The sequence below is a fragment of the Reyranella sp. genome (genome assembly GCF_030651995.1).
Lineage (GTDB): Bacteria > Pseudomonadota > Alphaproteobacteria > Reyranellales > Reyranellaceae > Reyranella.
Genome location: NZ_JAUSBN010000083.1, coordinates 20,625 through 40,106, shown reverse-complemented (window position 1 = coordinate 40,106; position 19,482 = coordinate 20,625). Strand labels below are relative to the sequence as shown.

Sequence of the window (19,482 nt, the reverse complement as noted above, 5' to 3'; positions counted from 1 at the left end):
GATGGAGGAGACGCTCACCCTCGTCATCGCGACGCTCGCCGCCACCCTTCGCGTGGCGACGCCGCTGGTGCTCTGTGCCATGGGCGGGCTGTTCTCCGAGAAGAGCGGCATCATCGATGTCGGGCTCGAGGGCAAGATGCTGATGGCGGCGTTCTTTGCGGCGGCCACCGCATCGCTCACCGGGTCCGCCTGGGCGGGCGTCGGCGCCGCGATCCTGGCCGCCGAGGTGCTGGCCCTGCTGCACGGCTTCGCCTGCATCACCCATCGCGGCAACCAGGTGGTGAGCGGCATCGCGATCAACATCCTGGCAATGGGTCTCACGGTGGTTCTGGGCGCGGCATGGTTCGGGCGGGGCGGCCAGACGCCGCCGCTGGCCGGGACGGAGCGCCTCAACCCCATCTTCTTCCCCGTCGCCGGTGACAACATCCTGGTCTATGTGGCGCTTCTCTCCGTGCCCTTCGCCTGGTGGGTGATCGATCGCACGCGCTTTGGCCTGCGACTTCGCGCCGTGGGCGAGGTGCCGCTGGCGGTCGATGCCGCCGGCATCTCCGTGTCGTGGCTGCGCTACCGGGCGGTGCTGCTGTGCGGCCTGTTCGCCGGCCTGGCGGGCGCCTACCTCTCGATCGCCCAGAATGCCGGGTTCAGCCGCGACATGACGGCAGGGCAGGGCTTCATCGCCCTGGCCGCGATCATCTTCGGGCGCTGGCGGCCGGTGCCGGCCTTCGGCGCCTGCCTTGCCTTCGGCCTGCTCGATGCCACCGCCATCCGCCTGCAGGGCGTGAAGCTGCCGGGCATCGGCGAAGTCCCGGTGCAATTGATTCAGGCTTTGCCCTATCTTCTCACCCTGTTCCTGCTGGCCGGGTTCATTGGCCGCACCGTCGCCCCGAAAGCGGCCGGTGTACCCTACGAGAAGGAGCATTGAGATGAACGACCTTCTCCACCTGGCGCAACGGATGATGCTGCGCGCCCATGCCCCCTACTCGAAGTTCCAGGTCGGCGCCGCGCTGCGCGCCGAGGACGGCTCGATCCACGGCGGCTGCAACGTCGAGAACGCGGCCTATCCGCAGGGGCTTTGCGCCGAGGCCGGAGCCATCGCGGCCCTGGTCGCGGCGGGTCACAAGCGAATCCTCGAATGCGTCGTCGTCGGTCCCGGTCCTGAAGTCATCACGCCCTGCGGCGGCTGCCGGCAGAAGCTGCGCGAGTTTGCGGCCGACGACGTGCCGGTCCATCTCTGCGGGCCCGACGGGCTGCGCCGCACAGTGACCCTGGGGCAGCTCCTGCCGATGTCCTTCGGTCCGCAGCATTTCGCCCAGCCGTGAGTGACGTGCTCGAACGCGCAGCCCCGGGCTTTCGGCCGAAGGTCGCCTTGATCCTCGGCTCCGGCCTCGGCGGCTTCGTCGAGGAAGTCGCGGCGATTGCCACGATTCCCTATGCGGACCTGCCGGGCTTCCCGCAGCCGACGGTGGGCGGTCATGCCGGACGGTTGGTGCTGGGTCATGTCGGGTCGACACCGGTCGCGGTGCTGCAGGGCCGGGCGCATTACTATGAGCGCGGCCGGGCCGACGAGATGAAGGGCGCCATCGATGCGATGGCCGGACTGGGCTGCGAGATCCTGCTGCAGACCAATGCGGCCGGCAGCCTGCGGCTCGACATGCCGCCGGGCTCGGTGATGGCGATCAGCGATCACATCAACTTCACCGGCGTCAATCCGCTGTTCGGCGTGGGGACAGGCGACAGCCGCTTCGTCGACATGGTCGACGCCTACGATCCGGTTTTGCGCATGAAGCTGATGGAAGCGGCGCGGGCGGCCAACGTCGTCTGCCATGAGGGCGTCTACATCTTCTTCAGCGGGCCGAGCTTCGAGACGCCGGCCGAGATCCGTGCCGCGCGCGTGCTGGGCGCCGATGCCGTCGGCATGTCGACGGCCCCCGAGACCATCCTAGCGCGCCATGCCGGCCTCAAGGTGGCGGCGCTGTCGCTGATGACGAATTATGCCGCCGGCCTCGTGCCCGGCGCGCTCGCCCATGAGCAGACGCTCTCGGTGGCGACCGCGGCGGCGGACAAGGTGCGCCTCGTCCTGCGCACCTTCCTCGAACGGTGCGCCTGACATGCTGCCGCAGGAGATCATTCGCCGGAAGCGCGACGGGCACGAACTCTCCGATGAGGAGATCGCCTTCATCGTGCGCGGCATCCACGACGGTGGCCTGAGCGAGGGCCAGGTGGCGGCCTTCGCGATGACCGTGTTCTTTCGCGGCATGTCGGTGCCGGAACGGGTCGCGCTGACCCTGGGACTCGCGCGTTCGGGCATCATGCTCGACTGGCGAGACCTCGCCCTGCCGGGGCCGGTGCTCGACAAGCATTCGAGCGGCGGTGTCGGCGACAAGGTGAGCCTGATGCTGGCGCCGATCGTGGCCGCCTGCGGCGCCTTCGTGCCGATGATCTCCGGTCGCGGTCTCGGCCACACCGGAGGCACGCTCGACAAGCTCTCGGCCATCTCGGGCTACGAGACCCAACCCGACATCGACACGTTCCGCCGCGTCGTGCGCGAGGTCGGCTGCGCCGTGATCGGCCAGACCGACGATCTCGCGCCCGCCGACCGGCGGCTCTACGCGACGCGCGACGTCACCGGCAGCGTCGAATCGATCCCGCTGCTGGTGAGTTCGATCCTCAGCAAGAAGGTCGCCGAAGGGCTGGACGGGCTGGTGATGGACGTGAAGTGCGGCTCCGGCGCCTTCTGCGACACCGAGGAGATGGCGCGCGACCTGGCACGGAGCCTGGTCGATGTCGCCAACCGCGCCGGACTGCCGACCGTGGCGCTGATCACCGACATGGATCGGGTTCTGGGCCGTGAGGTCGGCAACGCGCTCGAAGTCGCGGAGACCGTCGCCTATCTCACCGGAAGCGGCGCGCGCGAGCCGCGCCTGCACGAGGTCACGATGGCGCTGGCGGGCGAGATGCTGGTGCTGGGCGGACTGGCGGCGGACGCTGGCGAGGGGCGGGCCAGGGCCGAGGCCGTCCTGGCCGACGGTCGCGCCGCCGAGACCTTTGCCCGCATGGTGTCGGCGCTGGGCGGTCCCGGCGATTTCCTCGAACACAGCGCCCGTTATCTGGGCCATGCCCCGGTCGTGAAGCCCTGCACGGCCGAGCGGTCCGGTCATGTCGCCGGCATGGACGCCCGCCAGGTGGGCATCGCCGTCGTTGAACTGGGCGGCGGCCGCCGCCATGCCGACGATGCCATCGATACATCTGTCGGTCTCACCGGGTTTGTGGACGTCGGCCGGCGGGTCGAGGGCGGCGAGCCGCTTTGCCTCGTCCATGCCGCCAGCGATGCCGACGCCGACGCGGCGATTGCCTTGATACGCCGAGCCGTCCGCATCGAAGAGGCCGCGCCGTCCGAGACGCCCGCGATCCTCGAACGGGTCGCGCTGTGATCGACCTCGACGCCTACGCGCGCGATGGTTTCTTGGTCCTGCCGGATTTCGTCCCACTCGCCGACTGCGAGGCGCTCAAGGCGCGGGCCGCCGAGCTCGTGGCCGGCTTCGAACCGGGTGCCGCTCCCACGGCCTTCTCGACCGGCGATCAGTCCCACGCCCGCGACCGCTACTTCCGCGACTCGGGTGGTGACATCCGCTTCTTCGTCGAGGCGGACGCATCGGACCAGCTGAACAAGATTGGCCATGCCCTGCACGATCTCGATCCGGTGTTCGACCGCTTCTCGCGCCAGCCCCGGCTCGCCGCGCTCGCGGCTTGTCTCGGCCTCGAGGCGCCGCTCCTCCTGCAGTCCATGTATCTCTTCAAGCAGGCGCATGTCGGTGCCGAGGTCGGCTGGCACCAGGACGCCACCTATCTGCGCACCGATCCGCCCAGCGTCACGGGCTTCTGGATCGCCCTCGACGACGCCGACCGGGACAATGGCTGCCTGGTCGCCCTGCCGGGTGCCCATCGCGGGCCGCTGCGGGAGTGGTTCGGCTATCAGGACGGGGAACTCGTCAGCCGTACGATCGACTCGACGCCGTGGCCGCCGGTCGAGCCGGTGCCCCTGGAGGTTCGGCGCGGCACGCTCGTCGTCCTGCATGGACTCCTGCCGCATGCCAGCACGGCCAACCGTTCGTCACGGCCGCGTCAGGCCTACGGCTTGCACCTGATCGACGGGCGGGCCGATTATCCGGCCGACAACTGGCTGCAACGCCCCGACCTGCCGCTCCGAGGATTCGCGTGATTCCCAAGGCCGAAATCCACTGTCATCTCGAAGGCTCGATCCCGCCCAGGCTCGCCCTCGAACTGGCCGAACGAAATGGCCTGGTGCTGCCGCCAAACCTGCTGGATGCCAACGGCCATTACGCCTGGACGAATTTCTGGAGCTTCCTCGACGCCTATGACCGGGTCTGCACGGCGCTGAAGACGCCGCGCGATTTCCGCGACGTCATCTACACCTATCTCGCGGGGGCGGCGCGCGAGGGCGCGGTCTATGTCGAGATGTTCTGTTCGCCCGAACGGCCGGCCGCGCTGGGCATCTCCTACCTCCATTGGCTCGAGGCGCTGGCGCAGGGCATCGACGACGCCCGCCGCGAGTTCGGCATCGTGGGCCGCATCATCATCATCTGCATCCGGCATCTCGGACCGGAACGGGCCGAGGCGATGGTCCGCGCCATGCTGGCCGAGCCGCATCCCTATGTCGTGGGCTTCGGCATGGGCGGCGACGAGGCCAAGTTCGCACCCGTCGATTTCGCCCCGGCCTACCGCCTCGCGCATGAGAACGGCTATGGCTGCACCGTCCACGCCGGCGAGGTCGTGGGGCCGGAGAGCGTGTGGGCCGCGATCCGGGACCTGCCGGTGACGCGCATCGGCCATGGCGTGCGCTCGGCCGACGATCCGGCCCTGATGGAGGAGCTGGCGCGGCGCGGCATCGTGCTGGAGGTCTGTCCCGGCAGCAACGTCGCCCTGGGCCTCTACCCCGACCGTGCCTCGCACCCGTTGCACCGTCTGATCGCGGCGGGCGTCAGGGTCACGCTGAACTCCGACGATCCGCCTTTCTTTCATACGACGCTGGGCACCGAATACGACCTGGCCGGTCTCGACGAGCGACAGCTTCGCGGCATCGCCCGCACGACGATCGAGGCGTCGTTCGCCGACGAGGCGACCAGGCGGCAGTTGCTGGAGAGGATATTGCCATGACCGCCCGCAAGACTCTGCTGCTCGGTCTTCTGCTCGCCGTGCTCTCCGGTGGCGCGGTCCGCGCCCAGGATGTCGCGCCGGCGCACGACTTGCTGCTGGCCAATTTGTGGATGCAGCGCGCCGTCGAATACAAGGCCAATGCACTGACCGTGTATGCGCTGGCGCGCCTGCGTCTCGACGAGGCGCTGGCCGACAGGAGCTGGACGGCGGCCCCGGGCGAGCAGACGGGCGACTTCCAGAACCTGCCGCCGGCGGTCGTGCTCGACGTCGACGAGACCGTGCTCGACAACTCGAAGTACCAGGTCTGGCTGATGCGGGCGGACCAGAGCTTCAGCACGAAGAGCTGGAACCAGTTCTGCGCCGCCCGGATTTCCGCGGCGATTCCGGGCGCCGTCGAGTTCACGAAGTACGCCGAGTCGAAGGGCGTGAAGGTGTTCTACGTCACCAACCGGGGGGCGGAGACCGAGACGGATACGCGCGAGAATATGGCGAAGCTCGGCTTTCCCCTGGGCGGCAACGTCGACACGTTCCTGATGCAGGGCGAGAAGCCCGAGTGGACCGGCGCCAAGAGCACGCGCCGTGCCACGATCGCCAGGGACTATCGCGTCCTGTTGAACATCGGAGACAACCTCGGCGACTTCGACGACCGCTATCGCAGCAGCGAGGCCGAGCGGGTGAAGGCGTTCGAGGCCGGCATGCCCTACTGGGGCAGGCAGTGGCTGATGCTGCCCAACCCGACCTATGGCTCGTTCGACACGGCGCCGTACGGCCATGACTTCAAGAAGCCGCGCGGCGAGCAGCGCAAGGCGAAGTGGGACGCGCTGGACTCGTGGGCGGGGCCGGCTCAGCCGTAGATCTTCCTCAGCCTGCCGTCGGCCCATCTCACGGCCTCATCGGCCGGCATGCCCTGCACGGCCTTGGCGTACATGTCCGAGATGACGTACTGCGACAGCGCTTCCGCTGCTCTGGTGTTGGGCGGGCCGGCCCGGCCGGGCGCTTGGCCAAGCTTCGCTGCGAACCTGAAGGGCGCCATGACGGGATCGTCTGTCCAGGCCGCGTGACCCTCCCACCGTTCGGTGCAGGGTGTCGAGAAGCCCTTCTGCGACACGAACCATTTCTCGAAGTTCGTCTCGGCATGAATCCACGTCAGGAACTCCTTGGCTGCCTCCTGGTTCTTGGAATACTTCATCAGCATGTTCGACTGCAGCAGGTGCATGCCGAACTGCCCCGCTGGCCCCGCCGGCAGCGGCGCGTGCAGGATGTCCCTGTTCAGCGGCGTGCCATCGGCGGTCCGGTAGCGCTCGGGCCGGCGCAGCGTCTCGATGTAGATCGAGGCGCCGTTGAGCGTCGCCGAAATGGCCTGGGACAGGAAGGCCCGGTTGTTGCCGGTATCGTCCCACCCGAAGCCGCGTTCGTCGCAGGCGTCCTTCCAGAATGCCTGCATGAACTTCACCGACTCGAGCGTCGCTGGCGAATCGAGGATCACCCTGCCGGCCGGATCGACCTCCATGCCGCCCCATGACCACAGGAAGGGATAGGCGAAGCCGGGTGTGTCGCCCAGCGTATGGGCCAGGGTCTGGCCGATCGGGCGGCCTCGCGCTTTCAGCTTCTTCGCAATGTCGAGGTATTCGGGCCAGCTCGTGGGGAAGGCGGTTGCGCCGGCTTCCTCGAACCATGATCGGCGATAGGCGATCATGCTGCCGATCACGGCCCACGGCAGGGCCATGAACGCGTCGCCGTCGCTGCAGGTCGCGCGGGCATAGGGGTAGAGGCCGCCCTGGGCCTGCGCGACGGACTGGGCGATGCCGGTGAGATCGACCGCGGCGCGGGCATAGAGGTAGGTCTGTTCGTTGAAGGCCATGACCAGGTCAGGGCCGGCGCCCGACTTGATCGCGGCGGTCACACGCGGCTGCAGGTCGTTGCCGTTGACCGTCTCGAGAACGATCCTGATGCCCAGGGCCCGCTCGGCTTCCGGCAGCATCTCTCCGCGCAGCAGCGCGTCGGACGCGGGGACGAAGTCGACCCACTTCAACCAGTGGACCGTTCTCTGCCGCGCCAGCGCCGGCATGCGGCCGGTGGTCAGGATGGCAGCCATGGACGCGGCAGCGCTGCCGCCGGCCAGCCTCAACAGGCGGCGGCGTCTGGTGCGGGGCATGTTGGTGAGGCTACTCCAGCAGCGAACGCAGCATCCAGGCCGACTGCTCGTGCACGGTCAGGCGCTGGGTCAGCAGATCTGCCGTCGGCTCGTCGCCGGCCTTGTCGGCCACCGGGAAGATGCCGCGCGCGGTGCGCGCCACCGCCTCGTGGCCGGCGACGAGGATGCTCACCATCTCCAGCGCCTTCGGCGGCTTGGCCGGTGCGTCGGCGAGCGAGCTCAGCTTGCCGAACTGGCCGTAGGAGCCGGGGGCGGGATAGCCCAGCGAGCGGATACGCTCGGCGATCGGATCGACCGCGTTCCAGAGCTCGGTGTACTGGGTCATGAACATCGTGTGGAGCGACGTGAACATCGGCCCCGTGACGTTCCAGTGGAAATTGTGGGTCGTGAGATAGAGCGTGTAGGTGTCGGCCAGCAGGTGGCTGAGGCCCTCGGCGATCTTCTTGCGGTCCGTTTCCTTGATGCCGATCGAGATGGCGGGTGTCTTGGCCATGGGCTGCTCCTCTGAAGTCAGGCCGCGAACGTAGCAGCGTCCGCGCCATCGGCAACCATACCAGAGATCAGAGCAGCTCCGGATCGATCGTGAACAGGTCCTGCGCCCTGCCGACGCCGCGTAGCGCGAACCGGCCGACCGAGACCAGGGGGGCGCGTTCCTCCGCGGGAAGAGCTTCGGCAAAGGTCGAAGAGACGAGGACGGGCCGGTCGACCGAGCGGCACATCGAGGCGATGCGGCTGGTCTCGTTGACCGCGGGTCCCACCACCGTGAAGTCGAGACGGTCGACGCTGCCGATATTGCCGTAGAAGACCTCGCCGATGTGCAGGCCGACATAGGCCGTCGTGACCGGTTGCTCCGCGGCGAGGCGTCGTTCGTTCAGCTCTTTCATCCGGGTCCGCAGATTCTCCTCGGCCCGCATCGCGCAGCGGCAGGCTTCGGCCGGATCGTCGGCGCGAAAGACCGCGAGCGTGCCGTCGCCGATCAGCTTCAGCACGTCACCGCCGGCCTCGTGGATCGAGGTGATCACCGCCTCGGCATAATCGTTCAGGAGCGGGATGATCTCGCTGGGTTTCGCGGTGTCGGTGATGGCGGTGTAGCTGCGCAGGTCGGAGAACCACAGGGCCGCCTCGATCCGGTCCGCGACGCCGCGCTGGATGCTTCCTTTCAGCACCCGCCGGCCGGCATCGCGTCCGAGATAGACTTGGACCAGCGTGTCGGCCACGCGCGCCAGGGCCGCGCTCTTGATCGCCAGGCCGAGCGCCGGCACCAGGCGGCGCAACGCAATCAGATTTGCCTCGCTGAAACCGTCAGGATGGCGCGTCGACCAAGCCGAGTAGACGCCATCCATTTCGCCAATGGTGGCCTCGTCGGCGAAACGATGAATGAAGACGATGTAGTCGGTATGACCGAGATCCTTCATTTCCTGAATGATCGTGAAGTCGGCTGGCTCGCCAAAGCCGATGCGGCGGCGCAACTCCTCGCCGCCCGTCTGCAGCAGGTGATAGAAAGGACTTCGCTGCCAAGATACGGCGCCCTCGCCTTCGTTGCTGCGGCCATACTCAACGGCGGCCTTCTCCTCGACGTCATCGCTGCGCCAGCGATAGACGGTGCCTTCATGCACGGGATGCAGCGTATCGATGAACGCGAGGGAACGCGATAGTGCGAGCCCTGCCTCGTTGCACCGTTCGCTGAACTCTCGCACCAGCTGGGAGCCCCCAGCGCCCTCAAGGCCGCGGCGAACGATCCAGTCGAGAAGGATGTCGGTGTCGAGGGGAGCCATGGGACGATTGCCCCATCAACTCACGCGGTCACGGAAATGACAAGCTGCGCGATGGCCGGGCGATACCTCGCCGAACGCCGGGTACTCGGCCGTGCAGATGTCGGCCCTCAGCGGGCAGCGCGGATTGAAATGGCAGCCTGGGGGCGGGTTGAGCGCGCTGGCGATCTCGCCGCGCGCCTTCGCATCGGCACTGATCGCGGCACGGTGGAACGGGTCGGGGATCGCGGCGATCAGCGCGCGCGTATAGGGATGGCGCGGATTCTCGAAGATCTCCTGCCAGCCGCCCTGCTCGACGATGCGGCCGAGATACATCACCGCCACCCGGTCGCTCACATGTTCGACCACGCCGAGATCGTGGCTGATCATGATGTAGGCCAGCCCCATATCGTCCTTGAGCTCGAGCAGGAGGTTGATGATCTGGGCGCGGATCGAGACGTCGAGCGCCGACACCGGCTCGTCGCAGAGCACCAGCTTGGGCTTCAGGATGAGTGCACGCGCGATGCCGATGCGCTGGCGCTGGCCACCCGAGAATTCGTGCGGATAGCGGTCAGCCTGCTCGGGGCGCAGACCGACCTTGGCCATCATGTCGATCACCCGCGTCTCGACCTCGGCCTTGTCTGTGATGCCGTGCAGGCGCAGCGGATCGGCCAGGGTGCGGCGCACCGTCTGCCGCGGATTGAGCGAGGCATAGGGGTCCTGGAAGACCATCTGCACCGTGCGGGCCATCTTCATGCGGTCGGGCGGCGTGCTGCCGGAGATCTGATGGCCGTCGATGCCGATGGTTCCGCGCGTCGGCGGCAGCAGACCCATAATGGCCAGCGCGAGCGTGGACTTGCCGCAACCGGATTCGCCGACGAGGCCCAGGCACTCGCCGGGCTTCACGTCGAGCGTGACACCGTCGACCGCCTTCAGGGTCTTGATGCCGCCGGCCAGCGCGTTGCCGACCTTGAAGTGGACGGCCAGGCCGTCGAGCGAAAGCAGGGACTCAGCCATGGTGATGGCACCTCACGACACCCTCGGCCGGCAGCGGCGTGGCCTCGGGGACGACCGATCGGCACACTTCGGTGACGGCGGGGCAGCGCGGATTGAACCGGCAGCCGGCCGGATAGTTGGCGATCGACGGCACGACGCCCGAGATTTCGCGCAGCTTCTGGCGGCCGCGCCGGGCGCGTTCCCCGAGGCGCGGGAGGGAATCGATCAGCCCCTGCGTATAGGGATGGGTTGGCGCCGCGAAGATGGCATCGGCCACCTGGCTTTCGACGATGCGGCCGGCATACATCACGGCGACCCGCTGGCACATGTTGGCGACCAGGCCGAGATCGTGGCTGATCATCAGCACGGCGGTACCCTTGGCGGCGCAGAGTTCGGCCATCAGGTCGATGATCTCGGCCTGTACCGTGACGTCGAGCGCCGTGGTCGGCTCGTCGGCGACTAGCAGGTCGGGGCCGCAGGCCAGCGCGATGGCGATCATCACCCTCTGGCGCATGCCGCCCGAGAGCTGGTGCGGATAGTCCTTGATGCGCCGCTCGGGCGAGGGCACCCGGACCTGGCGCAACGCGTCCTCGGCGCGGTCCATCGCCTCGTTCCAGTTGGCGCCCTGGTGCAGCACGAACATCTCGGCGATCTGCCGGCCGACTGGCGACAGCGGATTGAGCGCCGTCATCGGCTCCTGGAAGATCATGGCGATGCGTTTGCCGCGCAGGCGGCGCATCTCGGCGGCGGAGACGTTCTGGATCTCCTTTCCGTCGAGGATGACCCTGCCGCCGGCCAGCGACAGCGGCCGGCGCAGCAGGCCCATAACCGACAGTGCTGTGATGCTCTTGCCGCAGCCCGATTCGCCCACCAGCCCAAAGGCCTCGCCACGGCCGATCTCGAACGAGACGTTCTCGACGGCGTCGTAGGTGACGCCGTCGCCGGCCAGCGCGATGCGTAGGTTCTCGACCTTGAGCAGAGGCGTCGTCATGCGCGTGGCCTCATCCGCGTCGCGTCGTCGACTGCGGGTCGAGATAGTCGCGCAGGCCGTCGCCCAGCAGGTTGAGGCCCAGCACCGTGAAGAAGATGGCGAGGCCTGGAAACACCGACAGCCAGGGCGCCGTCGTGATCTGGTCGCGCGCCTCCGACAGCATGCTGCCCCAGCTCGGGAAGGGCGGGCGGATGCCGAGGCCGAGGAAGGACAGCGCCGCTTCGGCCAGGATGGCGCCGCCCATACCCAGGGTCGCGATCACTATGAGCGGTCCCAGGATGTTGGGCAGGACCTGGGTGAACATGATGCGCAGGTCGCCATAGCCCAGGATGCGCGCGGCCTGGATGTAGCCCTGGCTCTTCAGCGACAGGACCTGGGCGCGCGCAATGCGACAGGAATAGGACCAACTGGTGAGGCCGAGCGCGATCACGAGGCTGACGAGGCCGGGGCCGAGGATCGCCATGATGGCCAGCGCAAAGACCAGCGACGGGATCGCCAGCATCAGGTTGGTGAGGCCGCTCACCACATCGTCCCACCAGCCGCCCCAGTAGCCGGCGGTGAGGCCGAGCGTGACGCCGATCAGGCTGTTGCAGATCTGGCTGATGATGCCGACGCTCAGCGACACGCGGGCGCCCCAGACGATGCGCGAGTAGATGTCGCGGCCCTGTGCGTCGGTGCCGAAGGGAAACTCCCAACTGGGCGGTAGTTCGGCGTTCATCAGGTTGGCGTCGAGCACCGGGTCGGTCAGCGCAATCCACGGCGCCAGGATGGCGGAGGAAATGGCGATGGCCACCAGCCCGCCGCCGACCCAAAGGGAGGACCCGCCCTTCAGGCGCAGACGGGGAAGCTTAAGGGCGAGGCTCATCGGTACCGGATCCGGGGGTCGATCACGACGTAGGCCAGGTCGACCAGCGTGTTGATGACGAGGAAGAACAGCACGATCATCAGGATGCAGCCCTGGACCGTCGGCATGTCGCGCTGGAACACCGAGTCGACCATCAGCGAGCCGACGCCCGGCCAGGCGAACAGCTTCTCGACGACGACCGCCTGTCCCATCAGCGAGCCGAACTGCAGGCCGACGATGGTGATGACGAGGACCAGCGCGTTGCGCAGCACATGCCACTCGACGACGCGGCGCTCGCTCATGCCCTTGCTGCGCGCGGTGCGGACGAAGTCGGCGTTGAGCACGTCGAGCACCGCGGCGCGCGTGGTGCGGGCCAGCAGGGCCATCGGGCCCACGCCCAGCGCGATCGCCGGCAGGATGAGGTTGCGCAGGCCGCCATCGCCGTAGCCGAAGCTCGGCAACCACTGGAGCTTCAACGCAAACAGGTACATCAGCATCAGGCCGAACCAGAACTGGCTGAGCGAGAGGCCGGAAATGGCGCCGACCATGGCGGCGGTGTCGATCAGGCTGCCGGGCTTGAGCGCGGCCAGGAAGCCCAGAGTGACGCCGACTAGGATGGCGAAGGTCATGGCCGCGAAGACCAGCTTCAGCGAGGGCCAGATGCGGCCGGCCAGCATCTTGGTGACCGGCTCGCGGGTGCGAAACGAGATGCCGAGGTCGCCCGTGGCGGTCGCGGCCACGTACTTGGCGAAGCGCTCGATCAGCGGATCGTCGAGGCCCATCTCCTTGCGCATGCGCTCCATGACCGCGGGGTCGATGGTCGAGCGCCCGTCCTCGTTCATGCCCGAGATGAAGCTGCCCGGCAGGACGGAGAAGAGCAGGAAGACGAGCGCCACGACGGCGAGCATCGTCGGGATGATGTTGGCGAGGCGGCGGCCAAGGACGAGGAGCATGGTTAGCCCGTCATCCCGACCGAGCGAAGCGAGCGGAGGGATCCGTCATGTACCAAAGACAAGAAAGACCCCTCGACTACGCTCGGGGTGACGGTGTTTTCGACACCGTCACTTGGCCGGCGAGGTGGCATCGACCCAGATGTTTTCCGGGTACTGGTGCGTGATCTCGGTCGGGTTGGGCTGCAGGCCGTGGACCCACGGCTGGAAGGCCAGGACCGCCTTGTTGTAGTTGAAGAACCAGACCGGTGCCTCGTCGTAAAGCAGGTTGTTGGCCTTCTTCAGGATCTCGTCGCGCTTGGCCATGTCGCCTTCCTGGGCCGCCGCGTCGAGCAGCTTGTCGAACTCGGCATTGTTGAAGCCGGTGTAGTTGCAAGCCGTGCGCGGCGTCTTGGAGTAGTAGCAGCGCAGCGTCGCGAGCGAATCGGGCCCGGTAAGGCTTGATCCGATGAGCGCCTGGTGGTCGCCCTTCATCAGGATCTCGGTCAGCACCGTGACCTCGACCAGCTTGGGTTTGGCCTTGATGCCGACGCGCGCCAGCATCGGGATCACCGCCTCGACGATCGGCAGACCCCAGCTCTCGTTCTGGCTGGTGGTCCATTCGAACTCGAAGCCGTTGGGGAAGCCCGCCTCGGCCAGCAGCTTCTTGGCCTTCTCCGGATCGTAGGGGTAGGGCTTCATGGTCTTGTCGAAGGCCGCCGACGAGGGCGGCAGCCAGCTGGTGGCGCGATAGGCCTTGTCCTTGACCAGGCGCGAGATGATCAAGTTGGAGTCGATTGCATAGTTGATTGCCTGACGCACCCGCTTGTCCTGGAAGGGCTTGATCGAGTTCAGGTTGATGTGCATCGAGCGCGTGAACATCTCGGCCACTTCGAGGATGCCCTTCGAGAGCTGCGGATCGGCGCGATAGGCGACGTACTGCGCCGGGCCCAGGATCGAGGTGTCGATCTCCTTGTTGCGGAAGGCGACGTCGCGGGCCGCGGCCTCGGCCATGATCAGCACCTCGAGCTTGTCGAGGTAGGGTTGGCCCGTCTTGTAGAACTTGTCGAAGCGATCCATCACGACGCGCGAACCCGGGATGTGCTCCTTGAACTTGAAGGGGCCGAGACCGACCGGGTTCGACGCGTAATTGCCTTTCGCGACCTCCTCCTTGGGCAGGATTGCGGTCGAGCCACCGAAGAAATAGTAGCCAGGGTCGACGCGGTCGGTGATCGTCATCTCGAGCGTGTAATCGTCGACCTTCTTCAGGCCGGAGATTTCCTTGGCGGTGCCCTTCTCGACATCGACCGCGCCCTTGATCAGCCGGACGTAACGGGCGCCGGGATAGCCCTTGCTGCCGTCCATGATGCGGGTGAAGGAAAAGATCACGTCGTCGGCCGTCATTTTGCGGCCATTGTGGAAGAAAGCGTCGTCGCGCAGCTTGTAGGTGTAGGTGAGACCGTCGGCCGACACCGAGACCGACTTGGCCAGTTCCAGCGACAGCTTGTTGGCGGCGGTGTCCCAGTTGTAGAGCGAGCGCTGCAGCGCCTTGCCGACGATGTCGTCCTGGGCCCGCGGTGTCACGTGCGGGTCGAGGCTGCCGAAGCTCGCGGCGTAAGGTGCCGTCATCCGGAGCGTGCCGCCCTTGCGCGGCGTCTGCTGCGCATTCGCCGTGCCGGCGCCGATGACGGCGATCGCGGCAATCGCGAGCCATGCCAGTTTACGCATCAACCCATCCCCCTCGTGAACATTCTCGTTGGAGTGCATTCCATCTTGCCTTGCCTCTCCGTGCAAGAGGAATGCCTGAGCCGGTCACAACCATGTCGCGAGAGCGGCATTACCCAAGCGTCGCCACCTCCCCCATTTGAACGACGAGGAGAGTGATTCTGCTTCGTCCGGTCAGGTCTAGGCCGGAACGCAATAGCCGTCGCGGCGGGGATCGCAGCCGCCGGTGAAGATGCCGGTGTCGGGATCGACAGCGACGCCCTGCATGCCGCCCACCTTCATCGTCCATTCCGGGCCGGTCGTGACGTTGTGGCCGAGCTTGCGCAGGTCTTCATGGATCTGCGGCGGCAGGCGCGATTCGAGGTACACTTCCGCCCCATCGGTCAGGCGGCCACGCGGCGCCTCGATTGCCTGCTGCAGCGGCAGGCCGAAATCGACATGCTGAACCATGGCCTGCGGCTGGGTCTGCAGGATGCCGTAGCTGCCCGGCGTGCCGAGCGCGAGGATCGGGGTGCCATCCTTGGTCGAGATCGACGGCGCCATGCACATCGGCAGCTGGTCGCCCGGCTTCACGCGGTTGGGGCTCTGCGGGTTCACGTCGGCCCAGTAGAGGAAGTTGTTGAGGCAGAGGCCGGTGCCGGGCACCACCACGCCGGAGCCGAAGACGCTGCCCAGGCTCTGCGTCAGGCAGATCAGGTTGCCGTCGCTGTCGGCGATCGAGAAGGACGTCGTGTGGCTCTCGTCGGTCGGCGAGACCGGTTGCTGCGGCGGCGTCCACTGTTCGGTCGGGCCGATCACCGGCTTGCCGTCGCGCACCCGGGCGCGCAACGTCTCGACATGGGCGTCCGAGAGGATCTCCGCCAGCTTCTGCGGCGCCGGCACGCCGGCCGCGATGCGAACGCCGGCGGCGAGGCGGACGGCACGCAGCACCGTGTCGAGATGCTCCGTCGAATTGCGCTTCATCGCGGCGAGGTCGAAGCCTTCGAGGATGCGCAGCGTCAGCAGGAACTGGAAGCCCTCGCAGGGTGGCGGGGGCACGTGGACGGTGCGGCCGCGATAGGTGACGGAGACCGGGTCCCGCCAGGTCGCCTTGGCGTCCAGCAGGTCGTCCATCACCAGGCAGCCGCCCAGCTCGGTCAGCCGGTCGAGGATCTTCTGGCCCAGCGCGCCGCCGTAGAGCAGGCCGGGGCCTTCGTTGGCGAGTGCCTCGAGCGTGCGGGCCAGGTCGGGCTGCTTCAGCACGTAGCCTGGCGTCACGTTGCCGGCGCCGCCGGTATAGACCCGCGACCATTCCGGATGCAGCGCCTCGTAGCCGGCCAGTTCGCCGGCGACGCCCTGGATCTCCTCGATGTTGAACTCGATCAGCTGGAAGCCATCGCGCGCAATGGCGATCGCCGGCGCGAAAAGTTCGGGCAGCTTCTTCTTGCCGTGCGCGCGGTTCAGCTCGCACCAGCCGGCGAGATTGCCCGGCGCGCCCACCGCCACGGCACCGCGCTGCAGTTGCGAACGGTTGCTGAGCTTGTCGACCGGGAAGTTCCTGGAGATCGGCCCGACGAAGTCGAGCGTGCGGACGCGCTTCTCGCGGGCGATGTAGCAGGTTGCGACACCGCGGCCGGCAAGGCCCGACATGTAGGGTTCGACGACGTTCAGTGCCGCTGCCGTCGCGACCGCCGCATCGAAGGCGTTGCCGCCGTTCGACAGGATGCGCGCACCGGCCGCCGCCGCCAGCGGATGGGCCGCCGCGACCATGCCGTGCCGCGATGCGATTGTCGGACGCTTACCATGTTGCAGCATCTGCCCGTCTCTCCCTTAAGGTGGCGCGGATCGTGCCGTTTCCAGACGGTCGCGACCACACTGAATTGCGCTAAGCTGCCAGCGGAAGGAAACGGATCTCATGCGCAAACTCGAATTCGGCTGGTTCTTGCCCACCGCGGGCGACACCACCGCCTATGGACTGCCGAGCTCACTGGTGCCGCCGTCGCTCGAACTGTTCGACAAGATCGTCGGCGCGGCCGAGGCGGCGGGCTTCGAATACATGCTGGTGCCGGTCCAGACCGCGTGCTGGGAGGCCTGGATCACCAGCGCGATGATGGTGGCGCGCTCCAGGTCGATGCGGATGCTGGTGGCCGCGCGGCCGAGCTACATCAATCCCGTGTTGCTGGCCAAGATGATCACCGCCTTCGACCAGCTCTCGGGGGGGCGCATCTGCATCAACCTGATCGCGGGCCAGAGCGAGGCGGAGAACGCGTCGGAAGGCATCAAGTGGGGCAAGGAAGAGCGCTACGAGATCATGGACGAGGAAGTCTCGATCCTGAAGGCGCTGTGGACGACGCGCGGGCCGGTGAACTTCGACGGCAAATTCTATCAGCTCAAGGGCGCGCAGATCCGGCCCTATCCGCTGCAGCAGCCCCATCCGCGCTTCTATCTCGGCGGTGGGTCCAGGCAGGCCTGGGAGATTTCGGCGAAGCATTCCGACGTGCATCTCTTCTGGGGCGATACCTACGAGCGCATCCGCGCCAACATGGCGGAGATCAAGTCGATGGCGGCGCGCCACGGCCGCGAGAACGAGATCGGCTTCGGCATGCGCCTGCAGGTCGTCTGCCGCCAGACCGAGAAGGAAGCCTGGGACTTCGCCCATGGGCTGGTCGAACATGCCAGCGAGGCGCAGAAGGCCTTCGTGAAGGAACGCTTCGCCACCTCGGAGGCCAACCGCCGCGTGCGCGAGCTGGCCGCGATCGGTGAGACGATCGAGCCGCACCTGTGGACCGGCATCACCCAGGTTCGCCCCGGCGCCGGCATCGCCATCGTCGGCGATCCGGAGCAGTGCGCCGATACCCTGCAGAAGTTCATCGACCTCGGCTGCCACTCCTTCTGCCTCTCGGGCTATCTGCACGACGAGGAGGCGGAGCGCTTCGGCAAGTGGATCATGCCGATCCTGCGCGAGCGCAACCGCGAACGCATGCTGGCCGCCTAGTTCATCGTCAGACGACGCCCGACGCGCTACTGTGAAAGGTGGAGGAAACAACGTGCAGTTTGCATCCCGATCCTACTCGGCCGACAGCATCTCGGCCGTTCAGGAGCTCTATCATTCCAACGGCTGGACCGACGGTCTGCCCATCGTCCCGCCGACGCGCGAGGCGGTAGAAGCGTGCCTCGAGTGGGTGATGATGCCGCCCGACCAGCTGATCGGGATCGAGCCGGTGCGCGGGCTCGCGATCACCGCCGAGAAGCTCGCGATCAACGCCGTGATGGCGGGTTGCCTGCCCATGCACTTCCCGGTCGTCGTGACGGCCTGGACTGCCATGATGCAGGAAGAATTCCTGATGCACGGTGCGACGGCGAGCACTGGTGGGTGCGCGGTGCTGGTGATCCTGAACGGACCGATCCGGCTCGAGATTGGCGCCAGCGGCTCGTTCAACGCGCTCGCCAACTCGGATCGCGCGACGGCGGTCATCGGCCGCGCCATCCGGCTCTGCCTGATCAACCTGCTGGACGACCGACCGGGCGTGATCGACCGGTCGACCCTCGGCCATCCCGGCAAGTTCAGCTACTGCGTCGCCGAGGACGAGGAGGACACGACCTGGCTGCCGCTGGCCGAGCATCGCGGCGTGCCGAAGGGCGCGTCTTCCGTGACCGTGCTGGCGGCCGGCGCGCCGCGCCAGCTGATGAACGAATGGACGACCAAGCCGGAGGAGATCCTCGAGACCTTCGCGGCCGAGATGCGCGCCAACATGCGCCACTACTCGATCCATCCCGGCAACTACGCCCTGATCATCCCCAAGCAGCTGCGCGAGCATCTGCAGGCGGGCGGCTGGACCAAGGCCGACATCGCGACCTTCATCCATGAACGCGCCCGCATCCATCGCCGCGAATGGGCCGATGTCGGCAAGGGCGCCGTCGTGCGTGATCGTGGCGACAGCGTTTACACCGCGATGGATTCGCCCGACCAGCTCCTGGTCGTGGCGGCGGGCGGCCCGGCCGGCGGCTTTGGTGCCGTCATCCCGCCCTGGCTCGGCAACAAGAGCTATGCCGTGACGTTGCCGATCGGCGTCTGCGTCGATTGCGAACCTCCCAAGAAGTAAGAGGAAACACCATGTTCGAAGTTCTCGATCCCACGCCGGGCACCGCCCCGCCGGCCGGCCAGCTCGCCCCGCGCCTCGATACGCTGGAAGGCAAGACGATCGGCTTCATCTCCAACGGCAAGGAAGGCACCAAGGGCTTCTTCAGGCACCTCGACCAGATCCTGCGCGAGGAATACGGCGTCGCCCAGGTGGTGAGCCGCACCAAGTCGAACTACAGCGCGCCGGCCGATCCTCACATCGTGGCCGAGATCAAGGGCTGGGATGCCGTCGTCTCGGGCCTGGGAGATTGAGGGAGCTGCTCATCGTGCAGTCTGCACGACTCAGTTACCGCTGAAAGACTGGAAGTGCCTGCGTTCAGCGTGATGACCACGCGGTTCGCGAGTGCCGCCGACATGATGAGCCGCGTGCTCGGCATGCCGGGCTATGCGTTTGCCCAGATCGGCCATCCGGTCAGCAGCGCGACCGACGACCAGCTCCGCGCCATGGCCCGCACGGCCATCGAGCAGGGCCTGGCGATGCTGGTCCGGCCGAAGGCCTGAATTCCCCACTCGGCAACCCTGGACGGCTTTTTGCGTTGTCCGGGGAACCGATAAGGAGTTTACGGCATGAAGCCGATGGCAATTGTGGGCGTACTACTGATCGCGATCGGCATCGCCGGTCTGGCGATCGACAACATCTCCTTCACCGAGCGCAAGACCATCGTCGATGCCGGCCCGCTCAAGATCACGGCCGACGAACAGCGCACGATTCCCATCCCGACGATCGCCGGCATCGTCGCCGTGATTGCCGGTGCGGGCCTCCTGTTCATGGGCCGCGCCGCCCGCGGCTGAGGCT

20 protein-coding genes are annotated in these 19,482 nt (G+C 67.2%); 11 read left to right on the top strand and 9 right to left on the bottom strand.

Features of this window, described 5'->3' with window-relative positions:
- Position 1 precedes the first annotated feature (1 nt).
- Genes Q7V45_RS25510 through Q7V45_RS25480 form a run of 7 tightly spaced genes read left to right on the top strand, consistent with a single transcriptional unit; the run spans position 2 to position 6,029 of the window.
- The gene (locus tag Q7V45_RS25510; protein ID WP_304857161.1) at positions 2-922 is read left to right on the top strand and encodes an ABC transporter permease; all 921 of its coding nucleotides are present in this window, start codon (positions 2-4) and stop codon (positions 920-922) included.
- A gap of 1 nt (position 923) precedes the next feature.
- Positions 924-1,319: a cytidine deaminase gene (locus tag Q7V45_RS25505; RefSeq protein WP_304857160.1), complete on the top strand. Its 396-nt coding sequence runs from the start codon at positions 924-926 to the stop codon at positions 1,317-1,319.
- On the top strand, positions 1,316-2,107 hold the full coding sequence (locus tag Q7V45_RS25500) for a purine-nucleoside phosphorylase (protein ID WP_304857159.1): 792 nt from the start codon (positions 1,316-1,318) through the stop codon (positions 2,105-2,107). Before Q7V45_RS25505 ends, Q7V45_RS25500 begins: the two co-directional genes overlap by 4 nt.
- Position 2,108: 1 nt before the next feature.
- Positions 2,109-3,431 carry a thymidine phosphorylase gene (gene deoA / locus Q7V45_RS25495; RefSeq protein ID WP_304857158.1) on the top strand — a complete coding sequence of 441 codons (1,323 nt, stop codon included), beginning with the start codon at positions 2,109-2,111 and terminating at the stop codon, positions 3,429-3,431.
- Positions 3,428-4,219 (top strand): phytanoyl-CoA dioxygenase family protein, encoded by a 792-nt coding sequence (locus Q7V45_RS25490; protein ID WP_304857157.1) that lies wholly within the window; start codon positions 3,428-3,430, stop codon positions 4,217-4,219. Before deoA ends, Q7V45_RS25490 begins: the two co-directional genes overlap by 4 nt.
- On the top strand, positions 4,216-5,175 hold the full coding sequence (gene add / locus Q7V45_RS25485; RefSeq protein ID WP_304857156.1) for an adenosine deaminase: 960 nt from the start codon (positions 4,216-4,218) through the stop codon (positions 5,173-5,175). The genes Q7V45_RS25490 and add overlap by 4 nt, the downstream gene beginning before the upstream one ends.
- Positions 5,172-6,029: a 5'-nucleotidase, lipoprotein e(P4) family gene (locus tag Q7V45_RS25480; RefSeq protein ID WP_304857155.1), complete on the top strand. Its 858-nt coding sequence runs from the start codon at positions 5,172-5,174 to the stop codon at positions 6,027-6,029. The genes add and Q7V45_RS25480 overlap by 4 nt, the downstream gene beginning before the upstream one ends.
- Here Q7V45_RS25480 and Q7V45_RS25475 read toward each other — a convergent pair.
- The 9 genes from Q7V45_RS25475 to Q7V45_RS25435 form a co-directional block, all read right to left on the bottom strand.
- The gene (locus Q7V45_RS25475; protein ID WP_304857154.1) at positions 6,020-7,330 is read right to left on the bottom strand and encodes an ABC transporter substrate-binding protein; all 1,311 of its coding nucleotides are present in this window, start codon (positions 7,328-7,330) and stop codon (positions 6,020-6,022) included. The two genes, Q7V45_RS25480 and Q7V45_RS25475, sit on opposite strands and share 10 nt — an antisense overlap.
- Positions 7,331-7,340: 10 nt before the next feature.
- Positions 7,341-7,823 (bottom strand): Dps family protein, encoded by a 483-nt coding sequence (locus tag Q7V45_RS25470; RefSeq protein ID WP_304857153.1) that lies wholly within the window; start codon positions 7,821-7,823, stop codon positions 7,341-7,343.
- A 67-nt stretch (positions 7,824-7,890) separates the two neighbouring features.
- Positions 7,891-9,105, bottom strand: coding sequence for an adenylate/guanylate cyclase domain-containing protein (locus tag Q7V45_RS25465; protein WP_304857152.1), 1,215 nt, complete (start codon positions 9,103-9,105; stop codon positions 7,891-7,893).
- Positions 9,106-9,120: 15 nt separating this feature from the next.
- A complete protein-coding gene (locus tag Q7V45_RS25460) occupies positions 9,121-10,098 on the bottom strand; it encodes an ABC transporter ATP-binding protein (protein ID WP_304857151.1) in 978 nt (325 codons plus the stop codon).
- Positions 10,091-11,068 (bottom strand): ABC transporter ATP-binding protein, encoded by a 978-nt coding sequence (locus Q7V45_RS25455; RefSeq protein ID WP_304857150.1) that lies wholly within the window; start codon positions 11,066-11,068, stop codon positions 10,091-10,093. Before Q7V45_RS25455 ends, Q7V45_RS25460 begins: the two co-directional genes overlap by 8 nt.
- A gap of 10 nt (positions 11,069-11,078) precedes the next feature.
- Positions 11,079-11,933, bottom strand: a complete 855-nt coding sequence (locus tag Q7V45_RS25450; RefSeq protein WP_370692660.1) for an ABC transporter permease — start codon at positions 11,931-11,933, stop codon at positions 11,079-11,081.
- Positions 11,930-12,865, bottom strand: coding sequence for an ABC transporter permease (locus tag Q7V45_RS25445; protein ID WP_304857149.1), 936 nt, complete (start codon positions 12,863-12,865; stop codon positions 11,930-11,932). The genes Q7V45_RS25450 and Q7V45_RS25445 overlap by 4 nt, the downstream gene beginning before the upstream one ends.
- 108 nt (positions 12,866-12,973) lie before the next feature.
- Positions 12,974-14,569 (bottom strand): ABC transporter substrate-binding protein, encoded by a 1,596-nt coding sequence (locus tag Q7V45_RS25440; protein WP_304857148.1) that lies wholly within the window; start codon positions 14,567-14,569, stop codon positions 12,974-12,976.
- A gap of 177 nt (positions 14,570-14,746) precedes the next feature.
- On the bottom strand, positions 14,747-16,360 hold the full coding sequence (locus tag Q7V45_RS25435; protein WP_304857147.1) for a gamma-glutamyltransferase family protein: 1,614 nt from the start codon (positions 16,358-16,360) through the stop codon (positions 14,747-14,749).
- 100 nt (positions 16,361-16,460) lie between these two features.
- On the opposite strand from Q7V45_RS25435, the gene Q7V45_RS25430 reads away from it, so the two are divergent.
- The 4 genes from Q7V45_RS25430 to Q7V45_RS25415 all read left to right on the top strand — a co-directional run bounded on the left by Q7V45_RS25430 (position 16,461) and on the right by Q7V45_RS25415 (position 19,478).
- Entirely contained in the window at positions 16,461-17,540 is a 1,080-nt protein-coding gene (locus Q7V45_RS25430) for an LLM class flavin-dependent oxidoreductase (protein WP_304857146.1), read from the top strand.
- A 52-nt stretch (positions 17,541-17,592) separates the two neighbouring features.
- Entirely contained in the window at positions 17,593-18,648 is a 1,056-nt protein-coding gene (locus Q7V45_RS25425; protein ID WP_304857145.1) for a hypothetical protein, read from the top strand.
- Between the two features lie 11 nt (positions 18,649-18,659).
- The gene (locus tag Q7V45_RS25420; protein WP_304857144.1) at positions 18,660-19,187 is read left to right on the top strand and encodes a UGSC family (seleno)protein; all 528 of its coding nucleotides are present in this window, start codon (positions 18,660-18,662) and stop codon (positions 19,185-19,187) included.
- A 66-nt stretch (positions 19,188-19,253) separates the two neighbouring features.
- Positions 19,254-19,478 carry a hypothetical protein gene (locus tag Q7V45_RS25415; protein ID WP_304857143.1) on the top strand — a complete coding sequence of 75 codons (225 nt, stop codon included), beginning with the start codon at positions 19,254-19,256 and terminating at the stop codon, positions 19,476-19,478.
- Positions 19,479-19,482 lie beyond the last annotated feature (4 nt).

Bases quoted from the DNA above. Each gene is read 5' to 3' on its own strand.
- Q7V45_RS25510 (WP_304857161.1), top strand. From the start codon at position 2: ATGGAGGAGACGCTCACCCTCGTCATCGCGACGCTCGCCGCCACCCTT.
- Q7V45_RS25505 (WP_304857160.1), top strand. From the start codon at position 924: ATGAACGACCTTCTCCACCTGGCGCAACGGATGATGCTGCGCGCCCAT.
- deoA (WP_304857158.1), top strand. From the start codon at position 2,109: ATGCTGCCGCAGGAGATCATTCGCCGGAAGCGCGACGGGCACGAACTC.
- Q7V45_RS25480 (WP_304857155.1), top strand. From the start codon at position 5,172: ATGACCGCCCGCAAGACTCTGCTGCTCGGTCTTCTGCTCGCCGTGCTC.
- Q7V45_RS25475 (WP_304857154.1), bottom strand. From the start codon at position 7,330: ATGCCCCGCACCAGACGCCGCCGCCTGTTGAGGCTGGCCGGCGGCAGC.
- Q7V45_RS25470 (WP_304857153.1), bottom strand. From the start codon at position 7,823: ATGGCCAAGACACCCGCCATCTCGATCGGCATCAAGGAAACGGACCGC.
- Q7V45_RS25465 (WP_304857152.1), bottom strand. From the start codon at position 9,105: ATGGCTCCCCTCGACACCGACATCCTTCTCGACTGGATCGTTCGCCGC.
- Q7V45_RS25460 (WP_304857151.1), bottom strand. From the start codon at position 10,098: ATGGCTGAGTCCCTGCTTTCGCTCGACGGCCTGGCCGTCCACTTCAAG.
- Q7V45_RS25455 (WP_304857150.1), bottom strand. From the start codon at position 11,068: ATGACGACGCCTCTGCTCAAGGTCGAGAACCTACGCATCGCGCTGGCC.
- Q7V45_RS25450 (WP_370692660.1), bottom strand. From the start codon at position 11,933: ATGAGCCTCGCCCTTAAGCTTCCCCGTCTGCGCCTGAAGGGCGGGTCC.
- Q7V45_RS25445 (WP_304857149.1), bottom strand. From the start codon at position 12,865: ATGCTCCTCGTCCTTGGCCGCCGCCTCGCCAACATCATCCCGACGATG.
- Q7V45_RS25440 (WP_304857148.1), bottom strand. From the start codon at position 14,569: ATGCGTAAACTGGCATGGCTCGCGATTGCCGCGATCGCCGTCATCGGC.
- Q7V45_RS25435 (WP_304857147.1), bottom strand. From the start codon at position 16,360: ATGCTGCAACATGGTAAGCGTCCGACAATCGCATCGCGGCACGGCATG.
- Q7V45_RS25430 (WP_304857146.1), top strand. From the start codon at position 16,461: ATGCGCAAACTCGAATTCGGCTGGTTCTTGCCCACCGCGGGCGACACC.
- Q7V45_RS25415 (WP_304857143.1), top strand. From the start codon at position 19,254: ATGAAGCCGATGGCAATTGTGGGCGTACTACTGATCGCGATCGGCATC.